This is a genomic window from Stenotrophomonas sp. SbOxS2 (genome assembly GCF_013416715.1).
GTDB classification, from domain to species: Bacteria; Pseudomonadota; Gammaproteobacteria; order Xanthomonadales; family Xanthomonadaceae; genus Stenotrophomonas; species Stenotrophomonas lactitubi.
This window is the reverse complement of sequence record NZ_JAAVXD010000003.1, coordinates 136,261-151,134: the sequence shown is the minus strand read 5'-3', so window position 1 is coordinate 151,134 and position 14,874 is coordinate 136,261. Positions and strand designations below refer to the sequence as shown.

General features: G+C 67.6%; 14 protein-coding genes. 5 read left to right on the top strand and 9 right to left on the bottom strand.

Annotated elements, in window-relative coordinates; all coding sequences use genetic code 11:
* Nucleotides 1-98 precede the first annotated feature (98 nt).
* A complete protein-coding gene (locus HFK18_RS05845) occupies nt 99-557 on the top strand; it encodes a hypothetical protein (RefSeq protein ID WP_099819834.1) in 459 nt (152 codons plus the stop codon).
* Between the two features lie 83 nt (nt 558-640).
* Here HFK18_RS05845 and HFK18_RS05840 read toward each other — a convergent pair whose 3' ends face one another.
* The 4 genes from HFK18_RS05840 to HFK18_RS05825 form a co-directional block, all read right to left on the bottom strand.
* Complete coding sequence (locus HFK18_RS05840; protein WP_180165043.1) at nt 641-2,443, bottom strand: DUF885 domain-containing protein; 1,803 nt, start codon at nt 2,441-2,443, stop codon at nt 641-643.
* A gap of 76 nt (nt 2,444-2,519) precedes the next feature.
* A complete protein-coding gene (locus HFK18_RS05835) occupies nt 2,520-3,035 on the bottom strand; it encodes a cytochrome c oxidase assembly factor Coa1 family protein (protein ID WP_180165041.1) in 516 nt (171 codons plus the stop codon).
* 25 nt (nt 3,036-3,060) lie between these two features.
* Nucleotides 3,061-5,286, bottom strand: coding sequence for a DPP IV N-terminal domain-containing protein (locus HFK18_RS05830; RefSeq protein ID WP_180165039.1), 2,226 nt, complete (start codon nt 5,284-5,286; stop codon nt 3,061-3,063).
* 210 nt (nt 5,287-5,496) lie between these two features.
* The gene (locus HFK18_RS05825; RefSeq protein WP_180165037.1) at nt 5,497-6,186 is read right to left on the bottom strand and encodes a glutathione binding-like protein; all 690 of its coding nucleotides are present in this window, start codon (nt 6,184-6,186) and stop codon (nt 5,497-5,499) included.
* Nucleotides 6,187-6,299: 113 nt separating this feature from the next.
* Between HFK18_RS05825 and HFK18_RS05820 the strand changes: the two genes are divergently transcribed.
* On the top strand, nt 6,300-6,929 hold the full coding sequence (locus HFK18_RS05820) for a TIGR00645 family protein (protein ID WP_100553955.1): 630 nt from the start codon (nt 6,300-6,302) through the stop codon (nt 6,927-6,929).
* 200 nt (nt 6,930-7,129) lie between these two features.
* A complete protein-coding gene (locus tag HFK18_RS05815; RefSeq protein ID WP_180165035.1) occupies nt 7,130-8,137 on the top strand; it encodes an energy transducer TonB in 1,008 nt (335 codons plus the stop codon).
* Nucleotides 8,138-8,211: 74 nt separating this feature from the next.
* On the opposite strand, the gene HFK18_RS05810 is transcribed toward HFK18_RS05815, so the two are convergent.
* A complete protein-coding gene (locus tag HFK18_RS05810) occupies nt 8,212-8,466 on the bottom strand; it encodes a hypothetical protein (protein WP_180165033.1) in 255 nt (84 codons plus the stop codon).
* A 75-nt stretch (nt 8,467-8,541) separates the two neighbouring features.
* Here HFK18_RS05810 and HFK18_RS05805 point away from each other — a divergent pair, with 75 nt between their 5' ends.
* Nucleotides 8,542-9,345 carry a helix-turn-helix transcriptional regulator gene (locus tag HFK18_RS05805; RefSeq protein ID WP_180165031.1) on the top strand — a complete coding sequence of 268 codons (804 nt, stop codon included), beginning with the start codon at nt 8,542-8,544 and terminating at the stop codon, nt 9,343-9,345.
* Nucleotides 9,346-9,417: 72 nt separating this feature from the next.
* Here the strand turns inward: HFK18_RS05805 and HFK18_RS05800 are convergent, their stop codons facing one another.
* The 4 genes from HFK18_RS05800 to HFK18_RS05785 form a co-directional block, all read right to left on the bottom strand.
* Nucleotides 9,418-10,602, bottom strand: a complete 1,185-nt coding sequence (locus HFK18_RS05800; protein ID WP_100553959.1) for an ABC transporter permease — start codon at nt 10,600-10,602, stop codon at nt 9,418-9,420.
* A complete protein-coding gene (locus tag HFK18_RS05795) occupies nt 10,599-11,345 on the bottom strand; it encodes an ATP-binding cassette domain-containing protein (RefSeq protein ID WP_100462046.1) in 747 nt (248 codons plus the stop codon). The genes HFK18_RS05800 and HFK18_RS05795 overlap by 4 nt, the downstream gene beginning before the upstream one ends.
* Entirely contained in the window at nt 11,342-12,868 is a 1,527-nt protein-coding gene (locus tag HFK18_RS05790) for an alpha/beta hydrolase (protein WP_180165029.1), read from the bottom strand. The genes HFK18_RS05795 and HFK18_RS05790 overlap by 4 nt, the downstream gene beginning before the upstream one ends.
* Nucleotides 12,869-12,987: 119 nt before the next feature.
* Nucleotides 12,988-14,181, bottom strand: a complete 1,194-nt coding sequence (locus tag HFK18_RS05785; RefSeq protein WP_257216080.1) for a GGDEF domain-containing protein — start codon at nt 14,179-14,181, stop codon at nt 12,988-12,990.
* 135 nt (nt 14,182-14,316) lie between these two features.
* On the opposite strand from HFK18_RS05785, the gene HFK18_RS05780 reads away from it, so the two are divergent.
* Nucleotides 14,317-14,802: a DUF1203 domain-containing protein gene (locus HFK18_RS05780; RefSeq protein WP_180165027.1), complete on the top strand. Its 486-nt coding sequence runs from the start codon at nt 14,317-14,319 to the stop codon at nt 14,800-14,802.
* Nucleotides 14,803-14,874 lie beyond the last annotated feature (72 nt).

Sequence of the window (14,874 nt, the reverse complement as noted above, 5' to 3'; positions counted from 1 at the left end):
TGCCGTGCTAGCGTGCCGCCATGGGTCGAGCCCCGATGTTGGCGCCGATTCAGAGTGCCCGGCTGATGATCCGAACCAGTCCTACAGGGGTATACGCCATGAACATCCGTTGGGTCGCCTTGGCGGCCATGCTGCTGACCGTTGCCGGTTGCGCCAGCACCTCCAAGGTCATGCTGGGCCGCGCCCGTGCGCCGATCGATCCGGCCCAGGTGCAGATCTATTCGACGCCGCCCGCCGGTTCGCAGGAAATTGCCCAGCTGGAGTCGTCTTCGGCGGTGGGCTTCGGCACGCAGGGCCAGACCGATGCCGCCGTGGCTCGCCTGAAGCGCGAAGCCGCTGCGCTGGGTGCCAACGGCGTGATCCTGATGGGCGTGGGCAGCAGTGGCTCACCGGTCGGCATGTCGGTGGGTGCCGGCAGCTACGGTTCGCACGTGGGCGGTGGCGTGGGCATCGGCATACCGACCACGCAGAAACGCGCGGCCGGCGTGGCGATCTGGGTGCCGAATCCGGCGCCGCCGGCACGCCTGCCGACGCAGACGATCACCCCTCAACGGTGACCCGCACGGGCCACCGCGGGTAGCGCCGGGCCACGCCCGGCGTCTCTTCCGCTGCGCTCGCCGGGCATGGCCCGGCGCTACCGTTACTTCTTCTGGTATTTCGGCACGAACACCTGTTTCACCGCTTCGGCCAGCTGGTCCGGCGGCAACAGGCCCTGGTCGAGCAGGAAGTTGTTGAACGCCAGGCGGTCGAACTTCGCGCCCAGTGCCAGCTCGGTCTGCATGCGCAGTTCGAGGATGCGGGTGTAGCCGTAGAAGTAGCTGCCCGCCTGGCCCGGCATGCGCACCATGTAGCGGTCCAGTTCCTGCGTGGCCATCGCCTTTGACAGACCCACCTGCTCGATCAGCACGCGTTCGCCGTTGGCACGGTCGGTCAGGCCGAGATTGAGCATCGGGTCGAGCATCGCGCGGGCGGCACGCAGCAGGCGGAACTGCAGCGCGATCATCTGCCCGTCCAGCGGTTCGTACGGCACCATCTCCGCTTCGGCGTACAGCGCCCAGCCTTCCACGTTCACCGAATTGAACGCGAACATCGTGCGCGCCAGCGACACGCCACGCTCGACCATCGCGGTGAACTGCAATTCGTGGCCCGGGCGACCTTCATGCGCGCTCAGCGTCCAGGCCGCCGAACCGAAGTTGAAGTCGTCGTACTGCGCACCCGCACCGGCCGCCGGGTTGCCCAGCGGCAGCACGAAGGTGCCCTGCTGCCCGGTGTTGTTGACCAGCGGCGCGGGCAGGAAGTGCGGTGCCGGGCTGGCAGCGCTCTCTGCGGCCGAGCCCAGGCGCATCTGCATCGCACGCTGCGGCACATCGACAATGCGATGTTCGCGGATCAGCGGATCGATGGCATCGATCACCTTGCGGTAATGGCCTTCAAGCTGGTCATCGGCGATCTTCTCGCCCTTCAGCGCGCGGATCACCGCCACCGGGTCGCTCGGATCACTGACCTTCAGGCCCTTATCTTTCGCCACCAGCGGGGCCAGCTGGCGCATCGCCGAGCGCGTTTCCATGAACTCCAGCTGCGCGCGCTGCATCAGCAGCTTCGGGTCGATATCAATACCGACCTGCTTGAGCTGGTAGGCGTACAGCGGGGCCGGCAGGCGCGCATCGGCACGTGCCTTCGGCAGCACCTCCTTGCGGGTCCATGCGGCGTAGTCCTTCATCTGTGCGGCGAGCGCCTTCATCGCCTCGTCGGCACCGGCGACCTGGTACTTCTTCAGCAGTGACTCGATACCGGTGATGTAGGTCTCGACGTTGTCCAGCGACTGCTGCACTTCGATCTTCGTCGGCTGCAGCAGCGTGCTGTCCTTCAGGCGCTCTTCGTAGCGCTGACGGGCCAGCGTGGTGAACGCGGTGCCACCCGGCTGCAGGCCCGCGTATGCCTTGAGGCGATCGACCGCCTTGGCCCGGCGCTCGGCCGGCACCTGGTCGGACAGCAGCAGGTTGAGGCCGCTGAACACGCTCTGCGGCGCATCCCGCCACGGCAGCAGGTACTTCTGGTTGAGTTCGCTGCCTTCGATGTTCTGGTTGGCGGCGGCGATCATGATCTCCAGGTCCTGGCGGACGTTGGGATCCTTCTCAGTGGCCAGTTTGGCCTTCAGTTCGTCGCGGGCCTTGGCCATCGCGGCGCGGTAGCGCTGGTCGTTGTCCGGGCCGAGGTCGGCGACCTTGTCGTCGTAGCCGGGCACGCCGAAGAAGCCGGTTTCCTCGGGCTGGAACGGGCCCTGGGCATCCAGCAGGATCTGCGCCAGCGCGTTGCTGCGCGCGACCCAGGCCGGGCTGGCCGGCGTAGAGGCCTTCGCGGCCGGTGCGGCCAGGGCCGGTGGGGCCGACAGCAGCGGGGCGGCGGTCAGGGCCAGGGCGATGGCAAGCGCGATCGGCTTCATGGAGCACTCCAGGACAGGGTTGCCCGCACCCTACGCGCTCATGGCGGTGGCGACAATCGGCCGGAGGTCACGCCCTCTACAGCGCGGCCGTCAGCGCACAGTCTCCGCGCGCGCGACAGGCCTGCAGTTCGCATTCGCCGGCCGCTTCGGCATCATCCAGCGCGCTCAGGTCGAAGGTCTGCTTGTCTTCGGCCAGCACGTACATCACCGGGTAATCCCACACGTCGTCGCTGCGGGTGCCCTTCACGAACAGACGGCCGTGCGCATGCGGTCCTTCCAGCGCCACGGTCAGGCCGACATCGCGCTCGCCGTTGATGGCGGTCTGCATGCTGCCCAGCGGCAGTGTGCCGGCCTGCAGCGGCTCGCCGAACACCTGCACCAGTTCGACGCTGCAGCCGGCGCGACGCATCGCCTCGCGCATCGGCGCACTGTCATGCGCGGCCTGGGTCCAGCGCAGCACGCTCCAGGCGATGGCGCCGCCCAGCGCGGCCAGGAACAGCAGCACCGCCGACGGCATCGCCCAGCGCCAATGCCGGCACCACCAGCCGGAGGCCAGGTTGGAGGGAGCAGGAATCGGCGGCGGCAGGGTCATGGGCGGGCTCCTTCCCGGATGATGATCAAGGCTTCAGGCAACGTCCCAGGAAGGCTTCGGCAACGCGGTAGCGATGCAGTGCGTCGGCACCGGACAGGCCGTGCTTGGCACCCGGATAGGTCATCAGTTCAAACGGCTGGCCACGCTTCTGCAGCGCGCTCATCAGGCTGGTCGAATTGGTGAACAGCACGTTGTCGTCGGCCATGCCGTGGATCAGCAGTAGCGGCGAACGCAGGCCCTCGATGTGGGTCAGCACGCGTGCTTCGCGGTAGCCGGCATCGTTGCGCGCCGGCAGGTCCATGTAGCGCTCGGTGTAGTGGCTGTCGTACAGGCCCCAATCGGTAACCGGCGCGCCGGCCACACCGCAGGCGTAGCTGTCCGACGCCTTGGCCAGCAGCATCAGGGTCATGTAGCCGCCGTTGGACCAGCCCTGCACGCCGATGCGCGCCGGGTCCACCCACGGCTGCTGCTTCAACCACGCCACGCCACGCAGCTGGTCGGCCACTTCCACCGTGCCCTGCTTGCCATACAGCGCGCCACCGAAGTCACGGCCACGGCGCGGGGTGCCGCGGTTGTCCAGCGAGAACACCACGTAGCCCTGCTGGGCAAGGTACTGGTTGAACAGATGGTCGCCACGGCCGGGCCAGCTGTCGGTGACGGTCTGGCTGGCCGGGCCGCCATACACGTACACCGCCACCGGGTAGCGCTTGGCCGGATCGAAGCCGGCCGGCTTGATCACGCTGTAGTTCAGCGGCGTCTTGCCGTCGGCAGCGGTGAGCGTGCCGAACTCGACCGGGCGCTGCGCCTCGCGGTAGCGCGCGTAGGGATGCTTGGGATCGGCCAGATCGTTCTCGACCAGGGTGGCGATCTTCTCGCCATTGGCGCGGAACAGTTCGATCTGCGGCGGGGTGCTGCTGTTGGACCAGCTGTCCACGTACACGCTGGCGTTGCGCGCGAAGCTGGCGCTGTGCATGCCCGGCGCCTTCGACAGCCGCTGCGGCAGGCCGCCCTGCAGCGGCACGGCGTAGATCTGGCTTTCGCGCGCCGATTCGATGCCGGCACGGAAGTACGCCAGGCCGGCCTTTTCATCGACCGCCAGCAGTTCATCGACCGACCAGTTGCCGTGGGTCAGCGCAGTGGCCTTGCCCTTGCTGTCGATGCGGTACAGATGCTGGAAACCGGTGCGCTCGGACGACCACAGGATGCTGCCGTCGTCGAGGAAACGCAGGCTGTTGTGCAGCGGCACCCAGGTCGAGCTGGTTTCGTGGGTCAGCACGCGCTGCTGGTTCGAGGCCAGGGTGACTTCCACCAGGTCAAGCTTCTTCTGGTCGCGCGACTGGCGCTGGAAACTCAGGTGCTGCGGATCGCGCCAGTCGACGCGGGCCAGGTAGATGTCCTGCTCCTTGCCGAGGTCGATCCACTGCGTCTGCGCCTGTTCCACCGGCGAGATCACGCCCAGCTTCACCTGCACGTTGGCATCGCCGGCGGCCGGGTAGCGCTGTTCGATCACATCGGTGCGGTCGGCATAGACTTCGTAGCGCTTCTGCACCGGCACCGGGCTTTCGTCGATGCGGGCGTAGGCAATGGCCGAATCGTCCGGCGCCCACCAGTAACCGGTATGGCGATCCATTTCTTCGTCGGCGACGAATTCGGCGATACCGTTGCCAATCGTCGTGCTGCCATCAGCGGTCAGCTGCATCTGCTTCCCACTGGCCAGGTCGATCACCCACAGGTTGCGGCCGCGGATGAAGCTGACGAAGCCGCCCTTGGGCGACAGCTTGGCATCGGTGGCAAAGCCTTCGCCGTGGGTCAGCTGGCGCACTGCCGCCTTGCCTTCCTGCTTGAGGTCGTACAGGTACAGCTCGCCGCCCAGCGGGAACAGCAGGCGCTGCGCGTCCGGCGACCACTGGTAATCGACGATGCCGGTCATCGCAGCGATGCGCTGGCGCTCGCGGCGGGCCTTTTCTTCGTCACTGAGGGTTTCGGTACCCGGCAGCACCACCTTCGAATCCACCAGCAGGCGGGTCTGGCCGCTGCCGATGTCGTAGCTCCACAGGTCCAGCTGGTTGCGGTCGCTGTCCTTGCCGCGCAGGAAGGTCACGCGCGAGCCGTCCGGCGCCACCTTCGGCTTCATCAGGGTCGGGCCGGACAACGGCAATGGCCCGGTGATGGCTTCCAGAGTGAGTTTTTCAGCGTGGGCGACGGTACTGGTGGCGAGCATGAGGGCGAGCGAGGCGAACAGATGGCGCATGGAGGATCCCGGCAAACGGCAGGTCCGTCACCGCGGCGGGCGCGGGACGGTCAGCCTCCATCCTAACCAAGCCGGTGCGGGAAGACAGCATGACCTTCTGCCCATGGCGGTCGCGCGCGGCACATCCGCCGGGCATGGCCCGGCGCTACCGTTGGCGGGCTGGGTAGCGCCGGGCCATGCCCGGCGAGCGCAGCGGCCTGCGCTGAATCCTCAGCGCTTGCCGAACAGGTGCTTGCGCTCTTCGTCGCTGAGCGGCTTGCCAGCGTCCGGGTTCACCTGCGTGCGCAGCGCATAGGCGCGCTGGGTGGCCGGACGGGCGGCGATGGCCTGGTGCCAGCGCTTGAGGTTCGGGAACGCGTCGAAGTCGGCCGGCAGCTTGTCGTAGGCGCCAACCCACGGGTAGCTGGCCATGTCGGCGATGGTGTAGTCCGCGCCGGCCAGGAAGGCGTGCTCGGCCAGGCGCTTGTCCATCACCCCGTGCAGGCGGCGCACTTCATTGTCGTAGCGCTCGATCGCGTACGGGATCTTCTCCGGCGCGTACACGTTGAAATGGCCCATCTGCCCGCTCATCGGGCCCAGCCCGGCCATCTGCCAGAACAGCCATTCCAGGGTGGTGACGCGGCCACGCGGATCGGCCGGCAGGAAGCGGCCGGTCTTCTCGGCCAGGTACAGCAGGATCGCGCCGGACTCGAACACGCTCTGCGGGGCGCCGCCGTCGGCCGGGGCGTGGTCGACGATGGCCGGCATCTTGTTGTTGGGGGAAATGGCCAGGAATTCCGGCTTGAACTGGTCGCCCGAGCCAATGTTGACCGGGTGGATGCGGTACTCCAGGCCGGCTTCTTCCAGCAGCAGGGTCACTTTGTGGCCGTTCGGGGTAGGCCAGTAATACAGGTCGATCATGGCGGCGGCTCTGGGGTACGGAAAGGAACCTGAAGTCTAGTGCGTGCGTTGGCTTGGCACCGTCATGGCGGGCCGGTAACCTCGCCTCTCCCCCGAAACGCAGCATCCTCCGCATGAGTGCAAACCGTCCGCTACTGTCCCCGCTGTCCAGCCTGATCTTCGCTACCCGCTGGCTGCAGCTGCCGCTGTACCTGGGTTTGATCGTTGCCCAGTGCGTTTACGTGTTCCTGTTCGGCAAGGAACTGTGGCACCTGATCTCGCACTCGGTGTCGATGGGCGAGCAGCAGATCATGCTGATCGTGCTGGGCCTGATCGACGTGGTGATGATCTCCAACCTGCTGGTGATGGTGATCGTCGGCGGCTATGAAACCTTCGTCTCGCGCCTGCGCCTGGAGGGCCACCCGGACCAGCCGGAATGGCTGAGCCACGTCAACGCCAGCGTGCTGAAGGTAAAGCTGGCGATGGCGATCATCGGCATCTCCTCGATCCACCTGTTGAAGACGTTCATTGCAGCCAGCCCGCTGAACGGCCTGCCGCTGTGCAAGCCGGAACAATGGGCGGCGGCGGCTTCGTCGGCATCGGCCAGCTTCTACAACGCCGGCCCCGATACCTGCACGACCCTGACCCCCGATGGCGTGCTGTGGCAGACCATCATCCACTGCGTGTTCATCCTGTCGGCGATCGGCATTGCCTGGACCGACAAGCTGATGTCCAACAGCCATAGCAAGGCTGCCGCGCACTGACGCCAACGCCGGTGGCGGCACGACTGCCGCCGCCGGCGCCGTTCCCGGCCCTTGTACGCATGGGTGGCCGGGATGCTAGATTGCACCCTCGCTGCAGGCGACGGTGACGCTGGGAAACGTCCCCCGCCACGCCCGGACCTTCGGTCCCGGCCATGCGTATCTACGTTTTTCGTAACGTCGTCTTCTTAGAGGGGAGCAGGATGTCGCACGTCGCAATGATCGCTGCCGCGCGCCGGTGGATGCCGGTCGCTCTGGCATTGGCCCTGGCTGCCTGCTCGGGCAAGGAAGAAACACCGGCTCCGGCCGCGCCGGGTGCCGCCGCCCCCGTCGCTGCGGCGCCAGCCGCACCGGCCGTGGCCGCCAAGGTGCAGTCGATGGGCACCGAACAGCTGCGCGAATCGGCCAGCCAGGCACTGCGCGAGAACCGCATGTACGCCCCGGCCGGCGACAACGCCATCGAGTATTACCTGGCACTGCGCGACAAGACCCCGGACGACGCCTCGGTAAAGAGCGCGCTGACCGACCTGCTGCCCTACACCCTGATCGCCGCCGAGCAGCACCTGGGCCGCGAAGATTTCGCCGAAGCGCAGCGGCTGGTCGCCCTGATCGAAAAGGTCGACGCCTCGGCCCCGGCCCTGCCGCGCCTGAAGGAAGGCCTGAGCAAGGGCGTGCAGGTTGCGGCCAAGCGCACCGAAGACGAGACCGAGAAGGTCAAGAAGGACGCTGAAGACCGCACCAAGCAGCTGGCCGAGCAGCAGCGCCTGACCGAACAGCGCGCCAAGGAAGCCGAGGCGGCCAAGCAGATTGCCGCGCAGCAGGATGTTGCCCGTCGTGACAGCGAGCGCCAGGAAGCCGAGCGCCAGGCCGCCGCCCGCCGCGATGCCGAGCAGAAGCAGCAGCAGGCCGCGGCGCAGCAGGCCAACGCCGCCCGCCAGGCAGCGACCGCCGCCGCGCCAAGCCTGCGCCCGGTCAGCACGCCGGCACCGCGTTACCCTGCCGACGCGCTGCGTTCGGGCACTTCCGGCGAAGTACTTGTGGAAATCACCGTCGGCACCGACGGCTCGGTGACTAATGCGCGCGTGCTGCGTGCAACGCCCTCGCGCGTCTTTGATCGCGAAGCACTCAACGCGGTCAAGCGCTGGCGCTTTGAGCCGGTCAATGCCCCGGTCACCACCCGCCGCACGCTGGTGTTCGCACCGGGCGGCTGATGCCCAAGGCGGTAGCGCCGGGCCGCGCCCGGCGGTTCTGGAGCAAGGCCCGGCATGTCCGGGCTTTGTTCGTTTCAGGCTGCGCCGTCGATCAACCGTTGCAGCGTCGGATCGCGTGCCGCCAGCACCTGGAACAGACCCAATGCGTGCAGTCCGGGCAGCAGACTGCGCAGATCGGCTTCGGCAGCGGCACGGGTGGCGGAGTCACCGGCCGGATCCTGCCAGTCGCGGACGCTGGCGAGGAAGGCGCCGACACTGCCCTTGCGCACGGTGAGACCGTTCACCTGCACGTCGTTCTGGTGATCGGGAAGGATGTCCTGCGGTTGCATGGCGTTCTCCTGGGGAATGGACGACCAGTGTCGACGCTCGCTTCCGACCGTTCTGCCGTATAACTGCCAATCGATATGGCAGAACAGACAGTCCAGACACCCCTGATCGATCCTGCACTGGCTGATGCCAGCGCGGGGCCCGCCCTGCTCGGCACGCAGTTGGCGATGCCGGGTTCACGCCGCACCGCCCGCCACCAGCACGCGCGCGGGCAACTGCTGGGCGCCCACACGGGCCTGCTGCGGATCGAGGCGGGCGACATCCACTGGCTGCTTCCGGCCGGACACGTGGCATGGCTTCCGCCGCAGCACCCGCATGCGCTGTCCAGCATCGGCAGCTTCGATGGCTGGAGCCTGTACTTCAGCAGGGAAGCCTGCGCAGGCTTGCCCACCACACCACGCATCTTCCAGCCCAGCGACCTGCTGCAGGTGGCAGTGCCGCGGGCACTGCGGTGGCCCGGGCAGGCGTTGGATGCGGTGCAGCAGCGCCTGGCCGGTGTGATCATCGATGAGATCGCCGCCGGCACGCCTTTGCCGCTGGCCCTGCAGCAACCCAGCGACCGCCGCCTGCGTCGCATCGCCTCGGCCCTGGCGCGCGCGCCGCATGACACCCGCAGCGTCGAGGACTGGGCCGCAGCGAGCGGCCTGTCCAGTCGCAGCCTCGCCCGCCGCTGGCAGGCCGAGACCAACATGACCCTGACCCACTGGCGGCAGCGCCTGCGCGTGCTGCTGGCGCTGCCGCGATTGCTGGCCGGTGAGCCGGTCACCACCGTCGCACTGTCATTGGGCTACGACACGCCCAGCTCTTTCATCGCCGTGTTCAAGCGCGAGATGGGAGTGACGCCGGCGCGGTATGGGGAAGGAAACGCCTCACTGCGCTGAAATGAACGAGGCCCGGGATGACCGGGCCTCGTTCGATATCCGCCGGGCATGGCCCGGCGCTACCGGTTACGCTCAGCCGGAAATCGCCAGGCGTTCGTTGTGGTAACGACGCACGGCAGCAAACCACAGCACTGCGGCCAGACCCAGGCTTGCGCCGAGGTAGACCGCCCAGATGGTCGGGCTGATCGCCTCGTGGCGGATCACCTTCAACAGCATCTGGTTCTGCGACAGGAACGGCACTGCGTACTGCCACAGCTCGCTCTTCACCGGGTAGGCCATCAGCGCGTAGCCGGGCAGCATCGGCAGCAGCACCAGCCAGGTCATGTGGCTCTGCGCTTCCTTCATGCTCTTGGCCGCGGCCGAGAGGAAGGTCAGCAGCGAGGTGCCGATCAGCAGCATCGGCACCATCACCAGCAGCATCTGCAACATCGAGCCGATGTTCATGTTGAGCTGCCGGCCGACATTGCCGGGCGCGATCTGCGCACTGGCCTTGAACGCGATCAACGTCAGCAGCAACGAGGCGAAGCCGACCACGCAGGCGGCGGCGATCTTGCCGCTGACGATGGCGCTGCGCGAACCCGGGGTCGCCAGCAGCGGCTCCAGCGATTGCCGCTCGCGCTCACCGGCGGTGGCATCCATCACCAGATAGGCGCCACCAATGAACGAGGTCAGCGTCAGCAGCACCGGCAGCAGCATCGACAGCATCATGCCGCGCTTGGCCTCGGCGCTGGCCATGTCCTGGGTAGCCACCTCCAGCGGCCGCGCCACCTGTGCGTCGACGCCACGTGCCATCAGCCGCAGCGCACCGACCTGGCCGTTGTAGGTCGCCAGGGCCGCCTGCAGGCGGGCGCTGGGTACCTCGGCGGCGCGCCGGGTACTGTCACGGATCACCTCCACCAGTGCGGGCTTGCCGTCGGCCCAGTCCTTGCTGAAATCGGGGCTGATGCGCAGGGCCACGTCGATCTCCTGCGAGCGGATCGCCTCGGCCAGATCCTTGGGCGCCGGCGCGGTGTTCAGCCCCTGCGCGGCCAGGAAACGCACCAGGTTCGGCGCATTCTCGGCACCGATGGTCGGGATCTGCAGTGGCTGTTCAATCTGGATGCGCACACGGCTTTCGGCCAGCTTGCCCATGCCCAGGATCAGCAGCGGGTACAGCAGTGGACCAAACAGCAGGGTCAGCATCAGGGTGCGGCGGTCACGCGAGAGGTCGCGCAGTTCCTTGCGCATCACCGTCATCATGGTCGACATCATGCTCATGCGTGCAGGCCCTCTTCGCTGCCGATCAGTTTCACGAACGCATCTTCCAGGTTGGGTTCGCCGGACTGCGCACGCAGTTCATCGGCGCTGCCGGCGGCCATCACCGTGCCCTTGGCGATGATCACGATGTGGTCACACAGCGCACCGACCTCCTGCATGATGTGGCTGGACAGGATCACGCAGCGCCCTTCTTCGCGCAGGCCCAGCAGGAAGCGGCGAAGTGCGCGGGTGGTCATCACGTCCAGGCCGTTGGTGGGTTCGTCGAGGATCACGTTGCGCGGATCGTGCACCAGCGCGCGGGCAATGGCGGTCTTGGTGCGCTGGCCCTGCGAGAAGCCATCGGTCTGGCGGTCGAGGATGTCGCCCATGTCCAGCGCATGCGACAGCACTTCGATGCGTTCGCGGATGCGCGACGCGGACAGGCCGTGCAGCTCGCCGAAGTAAGCGATGTTCTCGCGCGCGGTCAGTCGCTTGTAGACGCCACGCGCGTCGGGCAGTACGCCGAGATGACGACGTACTTCCACCGGATTGCGGGCGGCATCGATGCCATCGACGGTGATGCTGCCTTCATCCGGCGTCATCAGCGTGTACAGCATGCGCATGGTGGTGGTCTTGCCAGCCCCGTTCGGCCCGAGCAGGCCGGTGATGCGGCCATCCTCGGCGCGGAAGCCGACATCGGCCACCGCCTGGATACGGCCGGTGCGGGTGTTGAAGGCCTTGTGCAGGTTGTCGGCGACGATCATGGGGCCCATCCGTTGAACGAGGTGAACGCCGGCACGTAGCTCAGCGTGTCCAGGCAGCTGGCATCCAGCGCCTTGGCATCGGTGGTGTCGATGAACTGGCCGAGCAGGCGCGGCATGCAACCGGCGGTCAGGGTGCCGTGGCCTTGCCCGCGGGCGACCAGCGCGCGTCCCTTCGGCAGCCCCTTGAGCACCTGTTCGGCGTAACGCGGCGGCGTCACCGGGTCCAGTTCGCCGGACAGCAGCAGCACCGGCAGATCGCTGCGCAGTGGCGCTGCCGCATCAGCCGGCGCCGGCTGATGCGGCCACACCGGGCAGGCGGCGAAGAACGCACGCGCCGCTTCCGGCCCGAACAGCGCGTCTCCGCTTTCCGCCGGCGCCTGGTAGCGCGGTGCATCTTCGCTGCAGATCACCGACCACTGCATGCCACGGTTGATCTGGAAATCCATGCTTCGGGTCGCACCGCGTACCAGCGAGGCCAGTGGCGCGTAACGCCCCTGCGCGGCCTCGTCCAGCACCAGTGGCAGCAGCGAGGAATACTGCGGTACGTAGGAGAAGGCGAACGCCAGGCCGACCACGCTGTCCGGGGTCAACACATCCTTCCGCGGCGCATTCGTGCCCGGATCGCGGTACTCGACGGTAACCGGCGTGCGGCGCAGGGTGTCCGCAACGCTGCGCAGCTGTGCGCGGGTATCGACCGGGAAGCGCTTGCTGCAGGCAACATCCTTGCGGCACTGCGCCGACTGCAGGGTGATGGCGTTGTCGAAGGTATTGGCGAATTCGCCCCCGACCACCAGATCGTTCGGCACCACGCCGTCGATGACGATGCTGCGGGTGTGCTGCGGATAGGCCGCAGCGTAGCGCTGGGCAACGCGGGTGCCGTACGAGCCGCCAACCAGGTTGAGCGTATCGGCGCCGAGCGCCTGGCGTACCGCGTCCAGATCGGCGATGGCCTCGGCGGTGGTATAGAAGCGCGGGTCGGCACGGCCCTTCAGCGACGCGGCGCAGCGCTCCGCGTACTCGCGCAGCAGCGCCTCGCTGGGCGCAGCGTCTTCATCCATCGGCAGCTCCTTGCCATCCGCGCCCAGGCAGCTGAGCGGGTTGGAGCCACCGGTGCCACGCTGGTCGATCAGGAAGATGTCGCGCTGCTTGCGCACCTGGCGCAGTGCCGTATCGACGATGACGGCGACCTCGCTGGCCGCCTGGCCAGGGCCACCGGCCAGGAAGAACACCGGGTCCGGCAGGCCGGAACCGCTGTTGCCCGACTCCAGCCAGGCCACGCGCAGATCAATCCTGCGACCCTCCGGCTTGCTCCGGTCTTCCGGCACCTGGAATGTCGCGCACTGCGCCTCGACGTTCGCGCTGGCGCCTTCCGTGGCCAGCGTGCAGGGATGGAAATCGATCTGGCCGTAGCGGCGGCTGGGCGTATCGCCTGCGCCGTCGGACCCTGCCTGCGGCGGTGCGCTGCAGCCGGCAATCAGCATGCTGGCCAGCAATCCGGCCCGCGCGAAATGGTGTCGTTGCATCGTGCGTGATTCCCCTGGGAATGTTCCTGTCCACCACGACGGTGTGCCGCGGCAGATGTGACCAAACAGATGTGACCCAACTTACACGCGCCGGGCGCTGGCGGCGACAGGCGGATGTCCTAGGCCGGCGTCGGCACCGCCACCAGGCGGTTGCGGCCCTCGGCCTTGGCCCGGTACAGGGCGGTGTCGGCCAGCGCGATCAAGCCGGAAAGATCGGTCCGGCCGTCGTCCAGCACCAGCCCGATGCTGGCGGTCACCGCCACCGGACCGGTATCGAGCAGGGCGGGACGCTGCTGCAGGCCGTGGCGGATCGCGTCGGCCAGCGCCGTCGCCTCATTGCCGCTGCTGCCAGGCAGCAGCAACAGGAACTCCTCGCCGCCATAGCGGCTGAGCAGATGCACGCGGCCGATCGCGCAGCGCTGCAGCACCGCGGTGAAGTGCTGCAGCACGTGGTCACCCGCCAGATGACCCCAGCGATCGTTGACCTGCTTGAAATGATCCACATCCAGCAACAGCAGCGCCAACGGCGTACCGTGCCGGCGCGCCTGTTCCAGCTGCAGCTGCCCATCCGCCAGCACCGCGCTGCGATTGAGCAGGCCGGTAAGACCATCGATCCGCGCCGCCCGGCGCAGTTCCACCAGCATGCGTTCGACCAGCAGCAGCACCAGAGCGAAGCAACGGGCCAGCTCCAGCATCACCCCGGCCAGGTAGGTCACGAACATCGGCGTGCCGGTACGCATGATGTCCTCGCCGGCGTCGGCAGCCACCGGTAGGAACAGGCGCACCACGTACAGCAGGCCCTCGGCGAGGAACACCGCAGCGGCCAGCCTGCAGCTGGTGCGCTGCTGTGGCGGGGCGTGGCGCAGCAGCAGCCAGGCGATCCAGCCGTCGATGATCGCGGCGAACACACTGAATACATGCAGGCGCACCACCAGGTTCGGCCACGGCGCCAGGAACAGGAAGATGCCGGTCATGAACGCGGCCACCAGCAACAGCGGTCGCCATGCCGGCAGCGGTTGGCCCAGATGCAGGGCCATGCCACGCAGCAGCAGCACCGCGCAGGCGGCCATCGCCGCGTTGCCGGCCAGAATCGCTGGCACCTGCGGCAGGTAGGGACGCAGCGCCAGCAAGGTCACGCCCAGGGTCAGGGCCCACAGGCTGAGCGTCCACAGCCGCAACACCGGTTGCCCGCGCAGCACCACCAGCAGCAACGAGAACCCCAGCGCGATGCCCACGCAGAGCAGGAAGCCAAGCACGGCGACGGTGGGGAAATCCAGGGACATGCGGCGCTGCAGGAAGGGCGGCGCGCGCATCTTAGCGCCTTGTGGCGGCCGCACGGACCGTCGCACCTGGGCAGGGGCAGGCGAGCCATCGAATCCGGTGGCGGAAAATGGCGAGCACGCAGCCCGTGGCGCCGACAGAATGCGCGGAAAACCGGGAGACACTCCATGCATTCGTGGCAACTCAGTGGCATCGACCACCAGCCGTTCGAAGCACTTTTCGAATCCAGCGACGATGCGTTGGCTGCACGGGGAATCGTGCGGCGACGCGCCGGCGACAGCGGCGGCTACCCCTGCAGGGTCAGCCTGACCGACGCGCCGGCGGGTGCGGAACTGCTTCTGCTGCCATACACACACCTGGCCTCGCAGTCGCCCTACCGCGCCTCGGGCCCGATCTTCGTGCAGCGTGGTGCCACCCGCTGCATGCTGCCGGCAGGCGTGGTACCTGCCTACGTGCACCGTCGGCTGATTTCAGTGCGTGCCTATGACAGCGCGGACTTCATGCTGAGCGCCCTGGTCTGCCAGGGCACCGAGGTTGCTGCGCACCTGGACCGGTTGTTCGCCGATGCGACGGTGGCCTTCGTGCAACTGCACAACGCAGGGCATGGATGCTTTTCGTGCCAGGTGGATCGGGCAGGAAATCAACGGTCGTGAAGGTACGCGCGAACGTGATCGTTTCCGCGATGCAGGCGTGACCGCCAACGCATTCGTTCAGAGTGGCGTGAA

Coding starts and splice junctions, on each gene's coding strand:
- HFK18_RS05845 (WP_099819834.1), top strand. CDS start 99: ATGAACATCCGTTGGGTCGCCTTGGCGGCCATGCTGCTGACCGTTGCC.
- HFK18_RS05840 (WP_180165043.1), bottom strand. CDS start 2,443: ATGAAGCCGATCGCGCTTGCCATCGCCCTGGCCCTGACCGCCGCCCCG.
- HFK18_RS05835 (WP_180165041.1), bottom strand. CDS start 3,035: ATGACCCTGCCGCCGCCGATTCCTGCTCCCTCCAACCTGGCCTCCGGC.
- HFK18_RS05830 (WP_180165039.1), bottom strand. CDS start 5,286: ATGCGCCATCTGTTCGCCTCGCTCGCCCTCATGCTCGCCACCAGTACC.
- HFK18_RS05825 (WP_180165037.1), bottom strand. CDS start 6,186: ATGATCGACCTGTATTACTGGCCTACCCCGAACGGCCACAAAGTGACC.
- HFK18_RS05820 (WP_100553955.1), top strand. CDS start 6,300: ATGAGTGCAAACCGTCCGCTACTGTCCCCGCTGTCCAGCCTGATCTTC.
- HFK18_RS05815 (WP_180165035.1), top strand. CDS start 7,130: ATGTCGCACGTCGCAATGATCGCTGCCGCGCGCCGGTGGATGCCGGTC.
- HFK18_RS05810 (WP_180165033.1), bottom strand. CDS start 8,466: ATGCAACCGCAGGACATCCTTCCCGATCACCAGAACGACGTGCAGGTG.
- HFK18_RS05805 (WP_180165031.1), top strand. CDS start 8,542: ATGGCAGAACAGACAGTCCAGACACCCCTGATCGATCCTGCACTGGCT.
- HFK18_RS05800 (WP_100553959.1), bottom strand. CDS start 10,602: ATGAGCATGATGTCGACCATGATGACGGTGATGCGCAAGGAACTGCGC.
- HFK18_RS05795 (WP_100462046.1), bottom strand. CDS start 11,345: ATGATCGTCGCCGACAACCTGCACAAGGCCTTCAACACCCGCACCGGC.
- HFK18_RS05790 (WP_180165029.1), bottom strand. CDS start 12,868: ATGCAACGACACCATTTCGCGCGGGCCGGATTGCTGGCCAGCATGCTG.
- HFK18_RS05785 (WP_257216080.1), bottom strand. CDS start 14,181: ATGCGCGCGCCGCCCTTCCTGCAGCGCCGCATGTCCCTGGATTTCCCC.
- HFK18_RS05780 (WP_180165027.1), top strand. CDS start 14,317: ATGCATTCGTGGCAACTCAGTGGCATCGACCACCAGCCGTTCGAAGCA.